The 20,203-nt window shown below is 62.5% G+C and carries 16 protein-coding genes; 10 read left to right on the plus strand and 6 right to left on the minus strand.

Features of this window, described 5'->3' with window-relative positions; genetic code table 11:
• Positions 1-133: 133 nt before the first annotated feature.
• Positions 134-1,063 (minus strand): LysR substrate-binding domain-containing protein, encoded by a 930-nt coding sequence (locus AC0IYN_RS27135; RefSeq protein WP_406598233.1) that lies wholly within the window; start codon positions 1,061-1,063, stop codon positions 134-136.
• A gap of 235 nt (positions 1,064-1,298) precedes the next feature.
• Here AC0IYN_RS27135 and AC0IYN_RS27140 point away from each other — a divergent pair, with 235 nt between their 5' ends.
• The 6 genes from AC0IYN_RS27140 (at position 1,299) to AC0IYN_RS27165 (ending at position 8,678) form a co-directional block, all read left to right on the plus strand.
• Positions 1,299-2,942, plus strand: a complete 1,644-nt coding sequence (locus AC0IYN_RS27140) for an ABC transporter substrate-binding protein (RefSeq protein ID WP_406598234.1) — start codon at positions 1,299-1,301, stop codon at positions 2,940-2,942.
• A gap of 43 nt (positions 2,943-2,985) precedes the next feature.
• The gene (locus AC0IYN_RS27145; protein WP_099493384.1) at positions 2,986-3,939 is read left to right on the plus strand and encodes an ABC transporter permease; all 954 of its coding nucleotides are present in this window, start codon (positions 2,986-2,988) and stop codon (positions 3,937-3,939) included.
• The gene (locus tag AC0IYN_RS27150; protein WP_406598235.1) at positions 3,936-4,772 is read left to right on the plus strand and encodes an ABC transporter permease; all 837 of its coding nucleotides are present in this window, start codon (positions 3,936-3,938) and stop codon (positions 4,770-4,772) included. The genes AC0IYN_RS27145 and AC0IYN_RS27150 overlap by 4 nt, the downstream gene beginning before the upstream one ends.
• Positions 4,773-4,774: 2 nt before the next feature.
• On the plus strand, positions 4,775-6,415 hold the full coding sequence (locus tag AC0IYN_RS27155) for a dipeptide ABC transporter ATP-binding protein (RefSeq protein WP_406598236.1): 1,641 nt from the start codon (positions 4,775-4,777) through the stop codon (positions 6,413-6,415).
• An 84-nt stretch (positions 6,416-6,499) separates the two neighbouring features.
• Positions 6,500-7,669 carry a hypothetical protein gene (locus AC0IYN_RS27160; protein WP_078048212.1) on the plus strand — a complete coding sequence of 390 codons (1,170 nt, stop codon included), beginning with the start codon at positions 6,500-6,502 and terminating at the stop codon, positions 7,667-7,669.
• 133 nt (positions 7,670-7,802) lie between these two features.
• Entirely contained in the window at positions 7,803-8,678 is an 876-nt protein-coding gene (locus AC0IYN_RS27165) for a LysR substrate-binding domain-containing protein (RefSeq protein ID WP_457249228.1), read from the plus strand.
• Here the strand turns inward: AC0IYN_RS27165 and AC0IYN_RS27170 are convergent.
• The 4 genes from AC0IYN_RS27170 to fae form a co-directional block, all read right to left on the minus strand.
• Positions 8,625-10,001, minus strand: coding sequence for an MFS transporter (locus AC0IYN_RS27170; RefSeq protein ID WP_457249227.1), 1,377 nt, complete (start codon positions 9,999-10,001; stop codon positions 8,625-8,627). The two genes, AC0IYN_RS27165 and AC0IYN_RS27170, sit on opposite strands and share 54 nt — an antisense overlap.
• Positions 10,002-10,217: 216 nt before the next feature.
• Entirely contained in the window at positions 10,218-11,651 is a 1,434-nt protein-coding gene (locus AC0IYN_RS27175) for an NAD-dependent succinate-semialdehyde dehydrogenase (RefSeq protein ID WP_471844182.1), read from the minus strand.
• Positions 11,648-12,682, minus strand: a complete 1,035-nt coding sequence (locus tag AC0IYN_RS27180; RefSeq protein ID WP_457240470.1) for an aldo/keto reductase — start codon at positions 12,680-12,682, stop codon at positions 11,648-11,650. The genes AC0IYN_RS27175 and AC0IYN_RS27180 overlap by 4 nt, the downstream gene beginning before the upstream one ends.
• Before the next feature lie 10 nt (positions 12,683-12,692).
• Positions 12,693-13,205, minus strand: a complete 513-nt coding sequence (fae, locus tag AC0IYN_RS27185; RefSeq protein WP_406598241.1) for a formaldehyde-activating enzyme — start codon at positions 13,203-13,205, stop codon at positions 12,693-12,695.
• 300 nt (positions 13,206-13,505) lie between these two features.
• On the opposite strand from fae, the gene AC0IYN_RS27190 reads away from it, so the two are divergent.
• Positions 13,506-14,756, plus strand: a complete 1,251-nt coding sequence (locus AC0IYN_RS27190) for a ribonucleotide-diphosphate reductase subunit beta (RefSeq protein ID WP_005788524.1) — start codon at positions 13,506-13,508, stop codon at positions 14,754-14,756.
• A gap of 150 nt (positions 14,757-14,906) precedes the next feature.
• Positions 14,907-15,395 carry a DUF1289 domain-containing protein gene (locus AC0IYN_RS27195; protein ID WP_406598242.1) on the plus strand — a complete coding sequence of 163 codons (489 nt, stop codon included), beginning with the start codon at positions 14,907-14,909 and terminating at the stop codon, positions 15,393-15,395.
• A 36-nt stretch (positions 15,396-15,431) separates the two neighbouring features.
• Here the strand turns inward: AC0IYN_RS27195 and mdeB are convergent, their stop codons facing one another.
• Positions 15,432-18,098: an alpha-ketoglutarate dehydrogenase gene (gene mdeB / locus AC0IYN_RS27200; RefSeq protein ID WP_471844184.1), complete on the minus strand. Its 2,667-nt coding sequence runs from the start codon at positions 18,096-18,098 to the stop codon at positions 15,432-15,434.
• A gap of 191 nt (positions 18,099-18,289) precedes the next feature.
• Here mdeB and AC0IYN_RS27205 point away from each other — a divergent pair, with 191 nt between their 5' ends.
• Both AC0IYN_RS27205 and pcsA read left to right on the plus strand, forming a co-directional pair.
• On the plus strand, positions 18,290-19,204 hold the full coding sequence (locus AC0IYN_RS27205) for a class I SAM-dependent methyltransferase (RefSeq protein WP_457240489.1): 915 nt from the start codon (positions 18,290-18,292) through the stop codon (positions 19,202-19,204).
• 149 nt (positions 19,205-19,353) lie between these two features.
• On the plus strand, positions 19,354-20,070 hold the full coding sequence (gene pcsA, locus AC0IYN_RS27210) for a phosphatidylcholine synthase (RefSeq protein ID WP_406598245.1): 717 nt from the start codon (positions 19,354-19,356) through the stop codon (positions 20,068-20,070).
• Positions 20,071-20,203: the final 133 nt, after the last annotated feature.

Below are 20,203 nucleotides of genomic sequence, written 5' to 3' on the forward strand. Positions count from 1 at the left end.
CGAGTGTTGGGGCAAGAGCCTTTTGCTTACTTTTGGGCTTTTCAAAAGTGAGCCGCCGTAAGGGCGGAACCATAAGCGGCCATTACCCAAATAACGGATATGTACTCAATCACTACCAACACCCCAACCCCCATCAGCTAACCGCCGTAGAAGGCTCCAACTGCCGCTGCGCCAACCAAATCTCCTCCTGCAACCACTGCCCAAACACCTGCAACTGCGGCATATCCGTCTGCTCTGGCCGGGTCACCAACCAATACGACTGATGCCCCTCCACATGCACATTCAGCACCTGGGTCAACTGCCCAGCCGCCAACTCCGCCGCCACCATATGCCAGTCGGCAATCGTAATCCCCAACCCATCGGTAGCCGCGCGTATCGCCAGGTCCAACAAATCGAATTCATACCCCCCCTGAGTGTCCACGCCATGAATACGCGCCGCGTCCAGCCAGTGCTTCCAAGTGAGGTAACGCTGGTCCTCACTGGCCAACACATGTAGCAACGTCATGCGATTGAGGTCCACCCCATCACTGCACTCACGGGCATACAGCGACGGCGCACACACCGCAATGTGCCGCTCCTGAATCAACAGCGAACTGTCCAACCCATCCCACTCACCATTGCCAAAACGAATCGCGCAATCGAGGGTGCTGGTCTGCGCCAAGCTGTCCTGCAGGCACGTGGTGATGCTCAATTCCAGCTCGGGATGAGCCTCGCGCAGACGCCCCAGGCGCGGCATCAACCAGCGGCTGGTGAAGGTCGGTGGTGCGTTGATGTGCAGGCGGTTGGAGTGGGTTTTCTGCTGGATACTGCGCACCGTCAGCTCGATCTTGTCGAACGATTGGTGCAATGCGCGCAGCAATACGCGACCGGCGCTGGTCAGTTCCAGGTGGTGGTGGCGCCGCTCCAGCAGGTGCTCGCCCAGCTGTTCTTCCAACTGCCGCACCTGCCGGCTGACCGCACTCTGGGTCACGTTCAACAGCTCGGCAGCCCGGGTAAAACTGCCGGTACTGCCGGCCACTTCGAAGGCCTTGAGGGCATTGAGACCGGGCATTTTGCGTTTCATGAAGGGCACTCGAAGACGGCTGACGAGGTGCCAAGCATCCCACGAGCCAGAGGATATTTCCTAGCCAACATGATTTTTTGTATCAACCGGCGCGTCTATCTCGACGCGTTGCACCCATGGCGCGGACTAACATGCGTTTAACGAACGTTTAACCCCTGAATTAATCGTTTGTCGATCTTTGCGCGGATGACAAAACTGCGGCCATCTCTAATAAAAACAACATGAGAGCAGCCCCATGTCCGACTCCAACGTTCTTGCGACCCTGGACGGTAACGCGCCGCACCCCGCCGTCGACGCCTTGTGCACCCAGGTGCAACGCGGCGAAATCAACCGTCGTCAATTCCTGCGCACCGCCGCTCTGCTCGGCATTACCGTGGCCAGTGCCTCCAGCTTCATCGGCTCGGCCCTGCTGGGCAACGACGTTCAGGCCGCCGATGGCACGCCGGCCCGCCAAGGTGGCAGCCTGCGGTTTGCCTGCGCCATCCAGGAAATCCAGGACCCGATGCTGATCACCTGGATCGAAGCCTCGAACCTGCTGCGCAACTCGCTGGAGTACTTGACCTGGGTCGATGCCGATAACATCACCCACCCTTACCTCGCCGAAAGCTGGAGCCCTTCCGAGGACCTCACCACCTGGACCTTCAACCTGCGCCAGGACGTGAAGTGGAGCAACGGCGACAGCTTCAACGTCGATGACGTGCAGCACAACATCCAGCGCTGGATCGCCGCCGATTCCAAGTCGGTCAACCGCACCGCGTTCCAAGACATCAAGGCCTTCGAGAAAGTCAGCGACTACCAGTTTCGCCTGCACCTCAAGCGGCCGATCCTGGCAATCCCGGAGATGCTCAACGCCTTCACCTGCGCCCTCGTGCACCGCAGCTTCAAGGCCGGCGATGACTGGGCCAAGAACCCGCTGGCCACCGGGCCGTTCACGCTGGTGTCATTTGCGGTGAACAAGCAGGCCACCTTCGCCAAGCGCGCCGATTACTGGGGCAAGCCCGCCAACCTCGACGAGCTGCGCTACATCGACATGGGCACCGACGTGTCCACTCACCTTGCCGCCCTGCAAGCCGGGCAGGTCGACGTGCTGTACCGCGTGACCGTGGCCGAACTGGACCTGGCCAAGCGCCTGCCCGGTGCGCAACTGCTGAGCTGTAAATCGGCGCAGACCGTGGTGATGCGCATGGCCTGCGACCAAAAGCCGTTTACCGATGTGCGGGTGCGCAAAGCCGTGGTGCTGTGCGCCGACAACGCCCAGATGCTCAAGGTCGCCTATCGCGGCATGGGCACCCTGGGTGAAGACCACCACGTGGCGCCGTCCCACCCCGAATACTTCCCCCTGCCCAAGCGCGAGCGCGATGTGGCGGCGGCGAAAAAACTGCTGGTCGAAGCCGGCTTTGCCAATGGCCTGGACATCGACCTGATCGTCGGCAACACCCAGGGCCGTTATGAGCAGGACTGTGCGCAGATCCTGCAACAGAACTGCCTGGAAGCCGGCATCCGCATCAACCTCAAGGTCGTCCCCGCCGCGCAGTACTGGCCAATCTGGGACAAGGCCGCGTTCAGCCTCACCTACTGGGCCCACCGCCCGCTCGGGGTGATGTCCCTGGAACTGGCCTATCGCGGCGGCGGTGCCTGGAACGAAAGCCACTACAGCGACCCGGCCTTCGACGCGGCCCTGGACAAGGCCATGGGCATCATCGACCCGAAACAACGTGCGCAGGCCATGCAAAGCGTCGAGCAGATCCTGCAGGACGCGTGCGTGATCGTGCAGCCGTTCTGGGGCGACAAGTTCACCGCCGTGAGCAAAAAGGTGCAGGGCTTCCAGGTGCACCCTTCCGACTTCTATCCCATGGGCAATGTCTGGCTGAGCGCCTGATTTATAAGCGCTGTAACCCCTTCCCTGTCGGAGCATGCACCTGATGGCTCATTTTCTATTGCGCAAACTGCTGATGCTGCTGGCGACCCTGCTGTCGGTGTCGCTGATTGTGTTCCTGGCCCTGGAGCTGAATATCGAGGACGTGGCAATCAACGTCCTCGGCCCCTACTCCGCCGCCGACCAGCGCGCGGCGTGGCTACTGGAACACGGCTACAACCAACCTTTCGTGTGGCGCTACCTGGTGTGGCTCAAGGACTTCGTGAGCGGCGACTGGGGCACCTCGGTGTACTTCCGTGAACCGGTGCTCAAGCTGTTGCTGCCCAACCTGTGGCAAACCTTGACCCTGGCCGGCCTGGCCCTGCTAGTGATGGTTCCGGTGGCGCTGACCCTGGGCGTCCTCGCGGGGATTCGCCAGGGCTCGCCGGTCGACCGGCTGGTGTCGTTCCTGTCGATTGTCACCACCTCGATCCCGGACTTCGCCAGCGCGGTGTTCGTCTCGGCGATCTTTGTGTTCTGGCTCAACTGGCTGCCCGGTGTCAGCAGCATGAGCGACGGTTTCAGCGCGGTGGAACTGGTGCTGCCGCTGATGGTGCTGTGCCTGTTCGGCATCGGCTACCTGGCGCGTATCACCCGCGCCTCGATGGTCGAGGTGATGCAGGCGCCGTACATCCGTACCGCGCGGCTCAAGGGCGCCTCCACCCCGCGCATCGTGCTGCGCCATGCGCTGCGTAACGTGCTGATCGCGCCGGTCACGGTGATCATGCTGTACATCCCGTGGCTGCTGTCGAACGTGATCGTGGTGGAGGTGTTTTTCGCCTACAAGGGCTTCGGCTCGCTGCTCTACACCGCGTCGCTGAACCACGATGTCTACCTGATCGAAGCCTGCGCGATGATCAGCGGCGTGGTGGTCGGTATCAGCAAGATCTTCTCGGACCTGGCCTACACCTGGCTCAACCCGCGCATCACCCTGCGCAGTCTCGGCGGAGGCCGCCAATGAACCTGCTCAAATCCTTCAAGCATCCCCTGGCCCTGCTCGGCTTGCTGCTGGTCGGCGGTTGGGTGCTGGTCGCCCTCTGCGCGCCATGGCTGGCGCCCCATGACCCACTGGAAAGCTTCACCCCGCTGCTCTCGCCGATGACCGCCGGGGAAGACGGCGCCCGCTTCCTGCTCGGCACCGACATGATCGGCCGCGACATCCTCTCGCGCCTGATCTGGGGCACGCGCACGGTGCTGTTCTGGTCGATCCTCGCCACCCTCACCGCCTTTGCCGTCGGCATCGCCATGGGCCTGTGCGCCGGTTACTTCAATGGCTGGGTCGACGCAGTGCTGTCCTACGTGGCCGACACCGTGCTGTCGTTCCCGGTGCTGGTGCTGTACATCGTGATCATCATCGCCCTCGGTGCGTCGGCGCTGAATATCCTGATTGCGGTGACCTTCACCAGCGCCCCGGCGATCTTCCGCATCATGCGTGCATTGACCATCGACCTACGCTCGCGCGACTACGTGCTCAGCGCCATCACCCAGGGTGAAGGCTCGCTGCGCATCATGCTGGTGGAGATCCTGCCCAACTGTGGCGGCCCGCTGATCGTCGATTTCTGCCTGCGTATCGGCTACACCGCGATCATGATCGGCGCCCTGGGCTTCCTCGGCCTCGGCCTGCCGCCGCCCACCCCGGACTGGGGCGGCATGATCAACGACGGCCGCGCCATGGCCATTTCCTTTCCGCATTTGGTGATCTTCCCGTGCATCGCCATCTCCACCCTGATGCTCGGCCTGAGCCTGCTCGCCGACGGGCTGGATGAACACGCGCAGCAAGGCGCAAGGAGTTGAGCATGAGCCGCCATCAAACCGTGTTGCGGGTCGATAACCTCTCGGTCGAACTGCCAATCGGCGCCGACCGCAGCCACGCCGTGCAGGGCATCAGCCTGGAGGTGCGCAAGGGTGAAATCCTGTGTGTGATCGGCGAGTCCGGCTCGGGCAAGTCCGTGCTGTCGGCGGCGATCATGGGCGATTACGCCAAAGGCCTGCGGCATGCCGGGGGCGTGATCGACTTTCTCGGCGAGGATATCTGCACCCTGGACGACGCCCGCCTGCGCGCCCTGCGTGGCAACCGCATCGCGATGATCTTCCAGGAACCCATGGCGGCGCTGAACCCGGCGATTCGCATTGGCAAGCAGGTCGAAGAAATCTTCGACATCCATGCCCCGCAGATGCCCGCCGCCGAGCGCCGTGAACGCATGCTCGCGCTGCTGGAATCCACCCAACTGCCGGACCCGCCACGCATTGCCAACAGCTTTCCCCATCAGTTGTCCGGCGGCCAATGCCAGCGGGTGGTGATCGCCATGGCGTTGGCGATGAACCCGGACTTGCTGATCGCCGACGAGCCCACCACGGCCCTCGACGTCACCACCCAGGCCCAGGTGCTGAAACTGGTGCGTGACCTGCGGGGACGCGGCCAGCACGGCATTCTGTTTATCACCCATGACTTTGGCGTGGTGGCGCAGATTGCCGACCGTATCGCGGTGATGGAGGGCGGCCGCCTGGTGGAGATCGGCGAGCGCGACCAGGTGCTGAACGCGCCGGCCCATGCCTACACCCGCAAACTCATTGCGGCAGTGCCGGCGCTGCACCCCGAACTGCATGTGCCGAGCGTCGATGGCGAAATGGCCTTGCGCATCGAGCACCTGACCAAGACCTACACCGTCGGCGGCAGCTCGGTGGCGGCGCTGCGCAATGTGTCGCTGAACCTGCCACGGGGCAAGACCCTGGCGATTGTCGGCGAGTCCGGCTCGGGCAAGAGCACGCTGGTCAAGGCGGCGATCCGCCTGGTGGACAGCGACAGCGGCCATGTGTGGGTTGGCGATACCGACTTCCTGGCCCTCAGCGGCGCCGCGCTGGCGGCCAATCGGCGGCGGATCCAGATGATTTTCCAGGACCCGTATGGCTCGTTGAACCCACGCCACCGCGTCGGCGACATCATTGCCCGCGCGGCGCAATTGCGTGGGTTGTCGGCCAAGGACGCCTGGGCCGAGGCCGGCGACTTGCTCGAACAAGTCGGGCTCAAGCGCGACGCTCTGCAGCGCAAGCCCCGGCAGTTTTCCGGTGGCCAGCGCCAACGCATTGGTATTGCCCGCGCCCTGGCGATGCGCCCGCAAGTGCTGATTGCCGATGAGAGCGTCTCGGCGCTGGATGTGTCAGTGCAAAAACAGGTACTGGAATTGCTCGCCGACCTGCAACAGCAACTGAACCTGAGCATCCTGTTCATCACCCATGACCTGCGGGTGGCCGCGCAGATCAGCGACCACATCGCGGTCATGCGCCAAGGCGAAGTGGTGGAGTACGGCACCGCCGAGCAGGTACTGCTGCGTCCGCAAAATACCTACACCCAGGCACTGCTGGCGGCGGCGCCGGGTGCGTCCGAACTGCCCGCTGCCGGGCCGCCCCTGCGGCTGATCCGCCCCGCCGCGCACTGAGCCCAACCCTTTTCCCCGCGCCGCAGCGTTCGCTGCGGCAACGGGCTGCTGTTGCCCAAAAAAACTAAAAACGAGAGTAAAACCATGCGACCAACGATGCGCTACTTCACCCTCATCCCCGTGCTCGGCGCCCTGGCGAGCCCGGCCATGGCCGTGCAGGTCACCGACAACCTCGACCTCGGCGGCGCCATCCGTGCGCGCTGGGACTACGACCCGGACCGCGACATCCAGAAGTTCGGCCTGGACACTGTGTTCCTCAGCGCCAAGTACAACTCCGACAGCTGGATCGGCGAGGCGCAGTACCGTTTCTACGGGCGTTCGTACCCTTACCAGTACACCAAGAACTACGGCGATATCCAGTTCGCCAAGTTCGCCTGGGTCGGCTACAAGTTCAACCCCGAGCAGCAAGTGCAGGTGGGGTTGAACACGGTGCCATTCGGCTTGCAGCCCTACTTCGGCAGCACGTTCTACGAAACCCTGGGCAACGTGATCGGCCTGGAAGACGTGCAGCAGGTCGGCGCCAAGTACGTGCAGCAGACCGGCGACTGGAATATCCAGGCCGGCTATTACCTGCGCCCGGCCTGGCAAGGCAAGGGCACCAGCAAGGGCGTGACCTATTCCAGCGTGGTCTCCGGCGCCGACAGCTACGTGGCCGACGGCAGCGACAACCAGGAACGCAACACGGTGGTGCTGCGCGTGGCCAAGGCCCTGGACCTGGGCGACTGGAAGTCCGAAGTGGGCCTGTCGGGCCTGACCTCGACCCTGGAAAACAAAGACACCGGCAACGACGGCCGCCGCAACGCCGTGGCCATCCACTACCTGGGCAAAAACGGTCCGTGGGGCCTGCAACTGCAGGCGGCGCGCCAACAGATGTCGCCACGCAACGCCGGCACCGACGAAGTGGTGACCCTGGGCGGCTATGACGGCACCTTCAACGTCGCCAGTCGCGGCAACCTCTATGTGGCGGACCTGAGTTATGACGTGGGCGGCAAGTACCTGTGGGATCAGGTCAGCGGTGTGAAGCTGTATGCCAACTACAGCGCCTTTGATAAATCTGCCGATGAGTTCAAAACGTCGCAGCGGGTGATCCTCGGCACGTCGTTCTCGTTCAGCAAGTTGTGGATCGCCACCGAATGGTTGATCGGCAAGAACGACCCCTACATTGGTGGCAGCAGCTATACCCAGAGCCTGGGGGCTGGGGGTAGCAACCAGTGGGAGAATCAGCTGTACATGAACATTGGGTATTATTTCTAATCAGGCAGCGTTTTCGAAACCGCCATCGCCGGCAAGCCGGCTCCTACAGTTGAAATACGGCCCCTGTAGGAGCCGGCTTGCCGGCGATGGCGTTAGCACAAACACAATAAAAACAATGTGTGGGACTCCAACCATGCGCCACCTCCCCGCCCTTACCATGCTCCGCGTCTTTGAAGAAGTCGCCCGCCACCGCAGCTTCAGCCAGGCTGCCGTGGGCCTTAACGTGACCCAGGGTGCGGTCAGCCGGCAGATCAAGCAACTGGAAGACTACCTCGGCGTTGCGCTCTTCATCCGCACCCCTCAAGGGCTGTCCCTCACCGAAGCCGGCTTCGCCCTCTCCCCGCACTTGAGCGACGCCTTCGACCACATCGAGCGCGCCCTGCAAGCCGTGCGCGTGCCCAACCTGCGCCAGCGCCTGCGCGTCGTCGCGCCGCCGACCTGGGCCACGCGCTGGTTATCCGCGCACTTGCGGCGTTTCTGCGAGCGTTACCCGGACATCAACCTCAGCGTCACCCACCAGGCGACCCACGACAGCCTCGCGCAAATCGACTGCCAGATCCGCTTCGGCCTGGAACCGGCAGCGCATTGCAGCAGCGAGCTGCTGGTGATGGAGCGACATATTGCGGTTGCCAGCCCGGAATTGTTCAGCGACGGCCAGCCGCCGGATCTGCGGTGCTCCCCGTTGCTGCACATCCTGCACGACGGCAAACGCTTGAAGGTCTGGGAGAACTGGTTGGCGGCCATGGGCCGGGAGGATATCGATGCCGACCAGGGCCTGGAATTCAGCACCCTCGACCAAGTGATCCATACCGCCCTGGCAGGCGGTGGCTTGGCGGTGATCGACCGGCAGATGATCGAACGCGAGCTGGCCAACGGCAGCCTGTTGCCGATCACCCCCGTGGAGGTGATCGGCCCCTATGGCTATTGGCTGGATGTGGCGACGGACAAACAGGGTTTATCCAAGGTGCGGTTGTTTACGCAGTGGCTGGGCCAGGTCAGCAACCCCTGACACCGGGGGCGCCTCGGCCTTGCACGCCTGGCTCAGGGTCAACGCCTTGGTTTCCGGCGCCCAGGCCCAGGAAATGATCGCGCCAAATACCAGGATCGCCGCGAGAATGCCCATGGTCGGGCTCAAGCCGATCCCGGCCACACTCACCGGCAACAGAAAGGTGCTGATCGCCGAGCCCAGGCGACTGACCGCCGTGGCCAGGCCGATGCCACTGGCGCGCACTTCGGTGGGGAAACTTTCTGCCGGGAATACCCCCACCAGATTGCTCACCGCCGACAGCACCAAGGTAAATACGCCGAAGGTCAGCACCATCAACCACGCCAGGCTCCCCGGCAACACCGCCAACAGAAACAACGCCGCCGCAAGGATGATGAACGCGTTGATCAAGAAGCCCCGGCGCGAGAACTTCACTGTGCACCAGATGCCAATCAACGCGCCGACAATCAGCAGCAGGTTAAGCAGCAGCTCGGTGCCAAAGCCCTGGGACAGCCCCATCTTCTGCAGGATCGACGGCAGGAAGGTATAGATCGCGAAATACGGCATGACGATGCACACGAAGAACAAACAATTGAACGCGGTACGCTTGCGGTATTCACGGCTGAACAGCACGCCGTAGCCGGAACGGGCCTGGGTCGACGGTTCTTCATCCAGCACCACGTGCTCGCCAAGGTGTTTCTTGACGATAGCGCGGGCCTCGGCGATGCGCCCACGGTTGACCAGCCAGCGCGGCGATTCCGGGGTGCCGATGCGCGCGATCAGGATCAAGCCGGCGGGTATCGCCGACGACGCCAGCATCCAGCGCCAGGCATCATCGCCCAGGCTGAGCATGGCGGTGCCGACAAAAGTCGCGGCCACATAGCCGAAGGTCCAGATCACGCTGAACGAACCGAGCAGCACGCCACGGTGTTTCTTCGGTGAAAACTCGGCCAGCATGGCGTGGCCGACACTGAAGTCGCCGCCCAGGCCAATGCCGATGAGGATGCGGCACAGCAGCAGGCCCATGGCCGTTTCGGCGTAGAACTGCATGACCGAGGCCACGGTGATCAGCACAAAGCTGACCAGGAAGATTTTTTGCCGGCCGAGGGTGTCGGAGATCCAGCCAAAAAACAGGCTGCCCAGGAACAGGCCGATCAGGGCCGAGGCGCCGATCAGGCCTTGCCAGAAAGCATCGAGTTGCATCTGTGGGCTCAGCAGGGTGAAGGCGATACCGATCAGGCCGAGGATATAGCCGTCGGTGAAATGCGCGCCAAAGGTCAGGCCGGCGATTTTCAGGTGAAAACGGCCGATCGGCAGGTCGTCGATTTTGATCGATTGAGCAGTCATGGTGTTCTCCATATTGTTGTTCTTGACGGAGTAACGAAAAGCGAACTTTTGTAGCGAGCGGGATGTTGTGGTGAGCGGGCTTGCCCCGCGCTGGGCCGCGCAGCAGCCCCAAAACCTGCCAATGAAGCCTGGCTGGATGACTGAGTTGTCTGAATGAGGGCCGCTTCGCGCCCCAGCGCGGGGCAAGCCCGCTCACCACAGCAAAATCACAGCGGATTAGAGGCCGCCCATCAGCAGGTACTTGATCTCCAGGTAGTCATCCAACCCGTACTTGGAGCCTTCGCGGCCCAGGCCGGATTCCTTGATGCCGCCAAACGGCGCGACTTCGGTGGAGATGATCCCTTCGTTGATACCGACCATGCCGGCTTCCAGGCCTTCGGCCATGCGCCACACGCGGCCGATGTCGCGGCTGTAGAAGTAGGCGGACAAACCGAACGGCGTGTCATTGGCGCGTTGCAGCACGTCGGCTTCGTCCTTGAAACGGAAGCACGCGGCCACCGGGCCAAAGGTTTCTTCCTGGGCGATGAGCATGTCGCCGTGGGCTTCGGTGAGGATGGTCGGTTCGAAGAAGGTGCCGCCCAACGCATGGCGACGGCCACCGCACACCAGCTTCGCACCCTTCTCCAAGGCATCACCGACATGGGCTTCGACCTTGGCCAGGGCGGCGGCGTTGATCAGTGGGCCTTGCTCGGTGTCGCCGTCCAGCGCGCTGCCGACCCGCATGGCGCCCACTGCCTCTGCCAGTTTGCGGGTGAAGGCGTCGTACACGCCGTCCTGGATAAAGAAGCGGTTGACGCACACACAGGTCTGCCCGGTGTTGCGGAATTTGGAGGCCATGGCGCCTTTGACGGCGGCGTCGAGGTCGGCGTCGTCAAACACGATAAACGGCGCGTTGCCGCCCAGCTCCAGGGAGACCTTTTTCAGCGTGTCGGCCGCCTGGCGCATCAGCAGCTTGCCGGTGCGGGTGGAACCGGTGAACGACAGCTTGCGCACCACGCTGGAGGCTTGCAGCGCACCGCCAATCGCCACGGCGTCGCCGGAGACGATATTGAACACGCCGGCCGGAATTCCCGCCTGTTCGGCCAGCACCGCCAGGGCAAACGCCGACAAGGGCGTCTCTTCCGATGGCTTGAGGATCATGGTGCACCCCGCCGCCAGCGCCGGGCCGACCTTGCGGGTGACCATCGCCAGCGGGAAGTTCCACGGTGTGATCGCGGCGACCACTCCGATGGCTTCCTTGACCACGATGATGCGTGCATCCGCCTTGTGGCTCGGGATCACGTCACCATAGGCGCGCTTGGCTTCTTCGCCGAACCACTCCAGGAAGCTCGCGGCGTAGACCACTTCGCCCATGGCCTCGGCCAGCGGCTTGCCCTGTTCCAGGCTGAGCAGGTGCGCCAGGTCCTTCTGGTTGCTGAGCATCAGCTCGCTCCAGCGCTTGAGGCGCTGGCTGCGTTCCTTGGCGGTGAGCTTGCGCCAGGCCGGCAACGCGCGGCTGGCGGCGTCGATGGCCAGGTTGGTTTCTTCGGCGGTGGCGCGCTGTACCTCAGTAATCAGCGCGCCATTGGCCGGGTTAAGCACCGGGTAGGTCGGCCCACCGCTCGACCATTGGCCATCGATGTAGTTGCCATTGTGGATCAGCGGGTTCATGCCACGGCCTCAATCAGGTTGAAACGTTCCAGGCCCGGGCGGGCCGCACGCAGGATGCGCTTGCCGGCGGTGTAGTCGTTGATCACATCGCACGGGGTGTAGTTGCGTTCCAGCTCGTGCAGCTCCTCGGCATCCAGTTGCGTGTCGAGGGCTGCCAGGGCGCTGTCGAATTGCTCGGTGGTGTCGGCGCCGACCAGCATCACATCGACGCCTGGGTGGTTGGCGACCCAGGCCTGGGCGATCTGTGCATTGGAGACGCCACGGGCGCGGGCCACGCGTTGCACCGAGTGCGCGATGTCGAACGAGGCCTGGTCGCTGTACATCTGCTGGGTGAAGAAGTCGGTCTGGTTGCGGGTCGACTGCACCTCGCCGGTGAGCAAGCCACGGGCCAGCGGGCTGAACACCGAGACGCCCAGGCCCTGGTCGCGGCAGAACGGGATCATCTCGCGCTCTTCTTCGCGGTAGGCGCAGTTCAGTTGCAGCTGCATATTGATCGGCTTGACCCAGCCATTGCGCTCGCAGGCCATGAGGATTTTCGCCAACTGGCCGGTGAGCATGGTCGACACGCCGATGTAGCGCGCCTTGCCGGAACGCACGATGTCGTTCAATGCGCTCATGGTTTCTTCCACGGGGGTGTTCACGTCGAAGTAGTGCAGCATGAACACGTCGACGTAATCCATGCCCAGGCGGCTGAGGGACGCGTCGATGCTGTCCATGATGTGCTTGCGCGAATGCCCACTGGCGTTGATGCCGCTGCGGGTGCCGTAGCCGACCTTGGTGGTGACCACGATGTCGTCACGCCGCGCCACGCGCTTGAGGATGCGCCCTACCACTTCCTCGCCGACGCCGGCGGAATAGAAGTCAGCCAGGTCGATGAAGTTGACACCGTTGTCCAGCGCGTGGGCGACGATGGGCTCACTTTGCTTTTCGTCGAAGATCCACGGTTTCCAGTCCGGGGTGCCCATGTTCATGGTGCCCAGGCACAGGCGCGAGACTTGCAGGCCGGAATTGCCCAAACGGATGTATTGCATGGGAATCTCCTCAGGCCTTGGGCGTGTAGAAAGGGTTGCTGATGTGGTTGACCACATCCGCCAGTTGCGCGGTGAACGGCGTGCCGGTCAGGGCGGCGCGGATCGCGGTGCGGCAGGCGTTGTAGTTGTTCAGGTAGACGGCGTCGAGGTCATCGCAGGCGGGGTTGACCCAGTTGGCGGTGACAATGGCCCACTCGTCTTCGGCCTCGGCCGGCAAGGTGCCGTCGAGCAAGGCTTCTAGCACAGCCTTGGCGATGCCGGCCTGGGACGCGCCCCAGGTGGCGTTGCCGTGCAGGTCGCTGCTGATTTCAGCCTTGTTGACGTACAGGGTCATGGGCTTGACCGGGATATTCGGCTGGGCGATCACCATGAACGGGCAGTGCCCCTGGCTGGGGGAAGCGAGACTGTTAGCGAACGCCTGGCCGGCCGGGCCGTTGCGTGGGCCGATCAGGATGTTGATATGGGCCGCGTTGACGCCCGGGCCTTCGAAACCTTCGCCGATGTAGAGATCCAGTGTTTTCATTGCGCAAACGCTCTTTGTTGTTATGGGGAGCTGGTTGGCAAATTTTTAGCACTGGGGAGGAAAGCGGCCGTAACCATTAAAAGTCATGGGGCTGTGAGTTTTGCTCATACCCCTGCGACATCGGCAGCCGTCTTGTGCGTTGACCATCGTTGTTACACACCATATAGTGTGCCCACAAACACAACGGACCACTACATAGTGTGCAGTATCGGTATTTACCGACCACACTATGCGCAGTATTTCAATGCCTTGAAGCCTGCAAAAACACTTATTTTTCGAGTACCAGGAAGGAGAATTTCAATGCTGAGTTGGGATGAAGTCGACAACGAAGACACCGGTGCAGCGGTGATCAAGGGCGCCAACGCCGGCCACGCCAGCGAAGCCAACATGGACCGTCTTGACGGTGCCGGCGCCGCCGCTGCGCTGGAAGCCCGTAACGTGACCGCCAACGACTCCGCCGCGATCATCCGCGCCAAGGCCGCCCTCGACAAACTCGACGTCGCCGAAGGCCTCGCCGAGCTGGAAGGTTCCGCCGCCCGTGTCGCCGTTGACGAAAAGCGCATGATCAACTGCCGCGCCGACCTCAACCAACTCGTGCCCTTCAAGTACGACTGGGCCTGGCAGAAGTACCTCGACGGCTGCGCCAACCACTGGATGCCGCAAGAGGTCAACATGACCGCCGACATCGCCCTGTGGAAAAACCCCGAAGGCCTGACCGACGACGAACGTCGCATCGTCATGCGCAACCTGGGCTTCTTCTCCACCGCCGACTCCCTGGTCGCCAATAACCTGGTGCTGGCCGTGTACCGCCTGATCACCAACCCGGAGTGCCGCCAGTACATCCTGCGCCAGGCCTTCGAGGAAGCGATCCACACCCACGCCTACCAGTACTGCATCGAATCGCTGGCCATGGATGAAGGCGAGATCTTCAACATGTACCACGAGATCCCATCGGTCGCCAAAAAGGCCGCCTGGGGCCTGAAGTACACCCGTTCGATCTCCGATCCGAAGTTCGAAACCGGCACCGTCGAGACCGACAAAGAGCTGCTGCGCAACCTGGTCGCCTACTACTGCGTATTGGAAGGCATCTTCTTCTACTGCGGCTTCACCCAGATCCTGTCCATGGGCCGTCGCAACAAAATGACCGGCGTCGCCGAGCAGTTCCAGTACATCCTGCGTGACGAGTCGATGCACCTGAACTTCGGTATCGATGTGATCAACCAGATCAAAATCGAAAACCCACACCTGTGGGATGCCGAGATGAAGGAAGAAGCGACCCAGATGATCCTGCAAGGGACTCAGCTGGAGATCGAATACGCGCGTGACACCATGCCGCGCGGCGTGCTGGGCATGAACGCGGCGATGATGGAGGATTACCTCAAGTTCATCGCCAACCGTCGTCTGTCGCAGATTGGCTTGAAGGAAGAGTACCCAGGGACGACGAATCCGTTCCCGTGGATGAGCGAGATCATGGACTTGAAGAAAGAGAAAAACTTCTTCGAGACCCGTGTGATCGAGTACCAGACTGGCGGCGCGCTGAGCTGGGATTAATCAACGACACAGACCTAACTGTGGGAGCGGGCTTGCTCGCGAAAGCGGTGTATCAGTTACCAGATTTATCAACTGACACTCTGCATTCGCGAGCAAGCCCGCTCCCACATTGGGTCTGCGGTGTTTTACAGACTTTGCAAATTGCCACTTATGCCCAATCACACGATCAAGACGCCCTGCGTCGGCCTGTGCTCCACCGTTTACGGGGACCTGGTCTGCCGGGGTTGCAAGCGTTACCACCACGAAGTGATCCAGTGGAACGGCTACAACGCCGAGGAAAAACAGGCAGTGTGGCTGCGCCTGGAGCAATTGCTGGTGCAGGTGATGGCCAGCAAGCTGGAGGTGTTTGACGCGCACCTGCTGCGCCAGCAACTGGAAAATCGCAAGATCCGCTTTATGCCGCACCAGTCCCCGTATTGCTGGGCCTACCAGTTGATTGCACGGGGCGCGCGGGTGATCTCCAAGCTGGACGCGTATGGGCTGGCATTGCTGCCGGAGTTTCGTGAGCGCAGCCTGGCGGATTTGCGTGATGCGATTGACCGGGAGTTTTTCCTCTTGTCCGAAGCGCATTACGAGCGGTACATCGCCCCCGGCTTCCTGAAGGAAGCGTTCGGGCCCGCCCTGATCGCCACTGTCTAAAAACACCACAAGCTCCCACATTTGGATGTGCGCCAGTCAGCGCGTCCAGGAGGCTTCGCGTTCTGTTTGCAGGCCGTAGCGTGCAATCGCCTGTTGGCACACCTGCGGCGGCAGGCTGCCCTGCTCGACCAGCGCCGTCAGTGCTGCCAGCACCAGGTGATGGCGATCTACCTCGAAGAAATCCCGCAACGCCGCCCGCGTATCACTGCGGCCAAAGCCATCGGTGCCAAGTACCGTGTAGCGCGAATCCAGATACGAGCCGATCATCTGTGGCACTGCCCGCACATAGTCGGACACCGCCACCACCGGCGCGCCGCTGGGCAGGCACTCATTCAGGTGGCTAACCCGTGCGACCGCCTGCGGATGCAAGCGATTCCACCGCTCCACCTCCCGTGCGTCCCGTGCCAGTTCGCTGAAACTGGTGACACTGAACACCTCGCTCGCCACCTGCCAGTCCTCCGCCAGCAACTGCGCAGCTGCCTGGGCCTCACGCACCAGCGTGCCGGAACCCAGCAGGCGCACCTGGGCATCGGCGGTGCCTTGCAGGCGGTACATGCCTTTGATGATCGCTGCTTCAACCCCGTCCGGCAGGCTGGGCTGCGGGTAGTTTTCGTTCATCAGGGTCACGTAGTAAAACTCGTCCACATCGTGCTCCAGCATCTGGCGCATGCCGTGGTCGAGGATCACCGCGAATTCCCCGGCGAACGCCGGGTCGTAGGCGCGGCAGTTGGGCACGGTGGCGGCGGTGAGATGGCTGCTGCCGTCCTGATGCTGCAAGCCTTCGCCGCCCAGGGTGGTGCGCCCGGCGGTGGCGCCGAGCAGGAAGCCACGGGCGCGCTGGTCGGCGGCAGCCCAGATCAGGTCGCCCACGCGCTGGAAGCCGAACATCGAGTAATAGATGTAGAACGGCAACATGCGCAGGCCATGCACCGAGTAACTGGTGGCCGCCGCAACCCAGGAGCTGATGGCGCTGGCTTCGCTGATGCCCTCCTCCAGGATCTGCCCGTCGGTGGCTTCGCGGTAGCTGAGGATCGAGCCGATGTCTTCCGGCTCGTAGCGCTGGCCGACACTGGAATAAATGCCGATCTGCTTGAACAGGTTGGCCATGCCAAAGGTGCGCGCCTCATCGGCGACGATGGGCACGATGCGCGGGCCCAGGGCATTGTCCTTGAGCAGGTTGGTGAGCATGCGCACAAAGGCCATGGTGGTGGACATTTCCTTGCCGTCGGCGGCGGTGGCAAAACCGGCGTAGCCCGACACCGCCGGCACACTCACGGGCGCGGCCACCGGGCTGCGGCTGGGCACATAGCCGCCCAACGCCTGGCGCCGCTGGTGCAGGTAGCGTAATTCCAGGCTGTCCGGCGCGGGTTTGAAGAAGCTCAGGGATTCGGTCTGTTCATCGCTTAGCGGCAACTGGAAGCGATTGCGGAAGGCGATCAATGCGTCGCGGTCGAGTTTCTTCTGCTGGTGGGTGGTCATCTTGCCCTGCCCGGCTTCGCCCATGCCGAAACCCTTTTTGGTCTGGGCCAGGATCACCGTGGGCTTGCCCTTGACCCGACGCGCCGCGTGATAGGCCGCGTGGATCTTGACCATGTCGTGGCCGCCACGCTTGAGGCGGTCGATCTGCTCATCGCTCATGCCCTCGACCAGCCGGGCCAGCGATTCACTCTGGCCAAAGAAGTGTTGGCGGTTGTAGGCGCCGTCCTTGGCGGCGAAGGTCTGGAATTGCCCGTCGACGGTGTTGGACAGCGTCTCGGCCAGCACGCCGTCCGTGTCCTTGGCCAGCAAGGCGTCCCAGTCCGAGCCCCAGACCAGCTTGATCACGTTCCAACCCGCGCCGGCAAACAAGGCTTCCAGTTCATCGATGATGCGCCCGTTGCCACGCACCGGGCCGTCGAGGCGTTGCAGGTTGCAGTTGACCACCCAAGTGAGGTTGTCCAGGCCTTCGCGGGCGGCCAGGGTCAGGGCTGACATGCTTTCCGGTTCGTCCATCTCGCCGTCGCCGAAGACGCCCCAGACGTGGCGGCCGGTGGTGTCCTGCAAGCCGCGATGCTGCAGGTAGCGCATGAAGCGCGCCTGGAAAATCGAACTGATCGGACCAATGCCCATGGAGCCGGTGGGGAACTGCCAGAAGTCCGGCATCAACCACGGGTGCGGGTAGCTCGACAGGCCCCGTGCGCCGACGGCTGGCCCACCGATCTCCTGGCGGTAGTGGGCCAGGTCGTTTTCGCTCAAGCGCCCCTCAAGAAACGCACGGGCATAAATGCCGGGGGCGGAATGCGGCTGGTAGAACACCAGGTCGCCGCCAAACCCTTCGTGTCGGGCACGAAAAAAGTGGTTGAAGCCCACTTCGAACAAATCCGCCGCGCTGGCATAACTGGCGATATGCCCACCGAGTTCACCGTAGGCCTGGTTGGCGCGCACCACCATGGCCAGCGCATTCCAGCGTACCAGCGAGGCCAGGCGTTCTTCGGTGGCGAGGTCGCCGGGGAACGCCGGTTGCTGCTCCACGCTGATGCTATTGATGTACGGCGTGCCGTGCCGCGGTTTCCAGTCGATGTGCGCAGCGCTGGCGTCTTCGGCCAGTAGGTCGAGGATCTGTCGCGCCCGCGCCGGGCCGGCATTGGCGACCAGTGAAGCCAGGGCGTCGCGCCACTCATCCAGTTCTTGCTGATCAGTCACTGCACGTGTGAAACCGTTCATGGGCACCTCCGGGCTTTTTTTCCAGTTTATGTCGGCGCCTGAGGATTTTTTGCCTGTTATCCGGCGCCCCAACCTGAATTTTGAGCATGAATCACTGCCATTCGGCCTTTTCCCAGCACGTTGTGCTCAAGCACCCGTTCCACTCGCAATTGTGTTTAAAATGCCGCCCGCTCAATGACTGACGTTTAACGATGACCCCAGACGCACTCGCCACCCTGCACGCCCACTTGCTCAACGCCCTGGCGACCCCGCCGACGGAAACCCGCCGCCTGTTCCACGGCCGTGGCCGTTGCTGGCCGGGCCTGGAGCAACTGACGGTGGACTGGTTGCAAGGCGTGTTGCTGGTGTCGTTGTTCAAGGAGCCGGACGCTGCAGCGCTGGAGGCCTTGAAACAGCTGCTGCAGACGCACTTCGGCGGTTACACCGTCGCACTGCAGCACCGCTACCTGCCACAGAGCACCACCGAGTGGCTGGCGGGCAGTCCTGTCGACGCGCTGACGATCACCGAAGGCGGCCTGCGCTACCTGATCGATTTGGGTAAAAAACAGAATAGCGGGCTGTTCCTCGACATGCGCTACGGCCGCAACTGGGTGCGCGAGCAGGCCAAGGGCCTGCGCGTGCTCAATTTGTTTGCCTACACCTGCGGTTTTTCCGTCGCCGCTATCGAAGGCGGCGCCGAGCATGTGGTGAACCTGGACATGGCCCGTGGTGCCCTGAGCCGTGGCCGCGACAACCATCGGCTCAACGGTCATGACCTGGGCAGGGTCAGCTTCCTGGGCCACGACCTATTCAAGTCCTGGGCCAAGGTCACCAACAGCGGCCCCTATGACCTGGTGATCATCGACCCGCCTTCGTTCCAGAAAGGCAGTTTCCTGCTGACCAAGGACTACCAGCGTGTGCTGCGCCGCCTGCCGGATTTGCTCACGCCACAGGGCACCGTGCTGGCGTGCATGAACGACCCGGCCTTCGGCGAAGACTTCCTGATCGACGGCGTGACCCGCGAGGCACCCGGCCTGCGCTTCGTGGAGCGCCTGCAAAATCCGCCGGAATTCCCGGATATCGACCCACAAAGTGGCTTGAAGGCACTGGTGTTCCGCCAGGGCTGATGCCGAAACGTCCTACGCTTGCTACGCTAAGTGATACACCGGGGTGGTGAACCTTCTTACCCGCTTCCCGGTCGATACCTGCATTCCCCGGCCAGACTCGACGGCGTCACGTTGTCGGCTGCCCTGTTTCACCTTTTGGAGAACCGCCCGTGATATCGACCCTGCATGTAGCCAGACTCAAAGCCTGGGGCGCCCACGGCTTTACCGCCACCGGTGTGGTATTGGCCTTCCTGGCCACCCTGGCGCTGCTGGAAAACTCACCCAAGGCCTGCCTGCTGTGGCTGGGCCTGGCGCTGGTGGTGGACGGTGTCGACGGCTCACTGGCGCGACGGGTGAATGTCAGCACGGTATTGCCAAGCTTTGATGGCTCGGTGCTGGACCTGGTGATCGACTACCTCACCTACGTGTTCATTCCCGCACTGTTCATCTATCGCTACATTGACCTGCCGGACTTTACCCACCTGTTTACCGTGTCGGTGATCCTGGTGTCGTCGCTGTTCTGCTTCTGCAATGTGAACATGAAGAGCAAGGACAACTACTTCGTCGGCTTCCCCGCCGCGTGGAACGTGGTTGCGCTGTGCGTCTACATCATCCAGCCGGAAGCCTGGGTAACCCTGCTCACCGTGATTGGCCTGGCGCTGCTGACCGTGACGCCGATGAAGTTCCTGCACCCGTTCCGGGTGAAGCGCTTTATGCCGATCAATATCGCCGTAACCACTATCTGGTTGCTGTGCAGCTTCTTGATGGTGGTGGATTACCCGAACACCAACCCGTGGACCTTTGGGTTGTGGTCGTTGATGTCGGCGTACTTCCTGGGGATTTGTATCTGGCGCACGGCGCTGGAGTGGCTCGAAGCACGCCGATAGTAAGTCGGCACGGTTAAACATGTGGGAGCGGGCTTGCTCGCGAATGCGGTGTGTCAGTCACTGAATGTGCTATCCGATCCACCGCATTTCGCGAGCAAGCCCGCTCCCACATTTGGATCTGCGTACATCTGGC

It is taken from the genome of Pseudomonas sp. AC112 (assembly GCF_979253545.1).

Bases quoted from the DNA above. Each gene is read 5' to 3' on its own strand.
- AC0IYN_RS27135 (WP_406598233.1), bottom strand. From the start codon at position 1,063: ATGAAACGCAAAATGCCCGGTCTCAATGCCCTCAAGGCCTTCGAAGTG.
- AC0IYN_RS27140 (WP_406598234.1), top strand. From the start codon at position 1,299: ATGTCCGACTCCAACGTTCTTGCGACCCTGGACGGTAACGCGCCGCAC.
- AC0IYN_RS27145 (WP_099493384.1), top strand. From the start codon at position 2,986: ATGGCTCATTTTCTATTGCGCAAACTGCTGATGCTGCTGGCGACCCTG.
- AC0IYN_RS27150 (WP_406598235.1), top strand. From the start codon at position 3,936: ATGAACCTGCTCAAATCCTTCAAGCATCCCCTGGCCCTGCTCGGCTTG.
- AC0IYN_RS27155 (WP_406598236.1), top strand. From the start codon at position 4,775: ATGAGCCGCCATCAAACCGTGTTGCGGGTCGATAACCTCTCGGTCGAA.
- AC0IYN_RS27160 (WP_078048212.1), top strand. From the start codon at position 6,500: ATGCGACCAACGATGCGCTACTTCACCCTCATCCCCGTGCTCGGCGCC.
- AC0IYN_RS27165 (WP_457249228.1), top strand. From the start codon at position 7,803: ATGCGCCACCTCCCCGCCCTTACCATGCTCCGCGTCTTTGAAGAAGTC.
- AC0IYN_RS27170 (WP_457249227.1), bottom strand. From the start codon at position 10,001: ATGACTGCTCAATCGATCAAAATCGACGACCTGCCGATCGGCCGTTTT.
- AC0IYN_RS27175 (WP_471844182.1), bottom strand. From the start codon at position 11,651: ATGAACCCGCTGATCCACAATGGCAACTACATCGATGGCCAATGGTCG.
- AC0IYN_RS27180 (WP_457240470.1), bottom strand. From the start codon at position 12,682: ATGCAATACATCCGTTTGGGCAATTCCGGCCTGCAAGTCTCGCGCCTG.
- fae (WP_406598241.1), bottom strand. From the start codon at position 13,205: ATGAAAACACTGGATCTCTACATCGGCGAAGGTTTCGAAGGCCCGGGC.
- AC0IYN_RS27190 (WP_005788524.1), top strand. From the start codon at position 13,506: ATGCTGAGTTGGGATGAAGTCGACAACGAAGACACCGGTGCAGCGGTG.
- AC0IYN_RS27195 (WP_406598242.1), top strand. From the start codon at position 14,907: ATGCCCAATCACACGATCAAGACGCCCTGCGTCGGCCTGTGCTCCACC.
- mdeB (WP_471844184.1), bottom strand. From the start codon at position 18,098: ATGAACGGTTTCACACGTGCAGTGACTGATCAGCAAGAACTGGATGAG.
- AC0IYN_RS27205 (WP_457240489.1), top strand. From the start codon at position 18,290: ATGACCCCAGACGCACTCGCCACCCTGCACGCCCACTTGCTCAACGCC.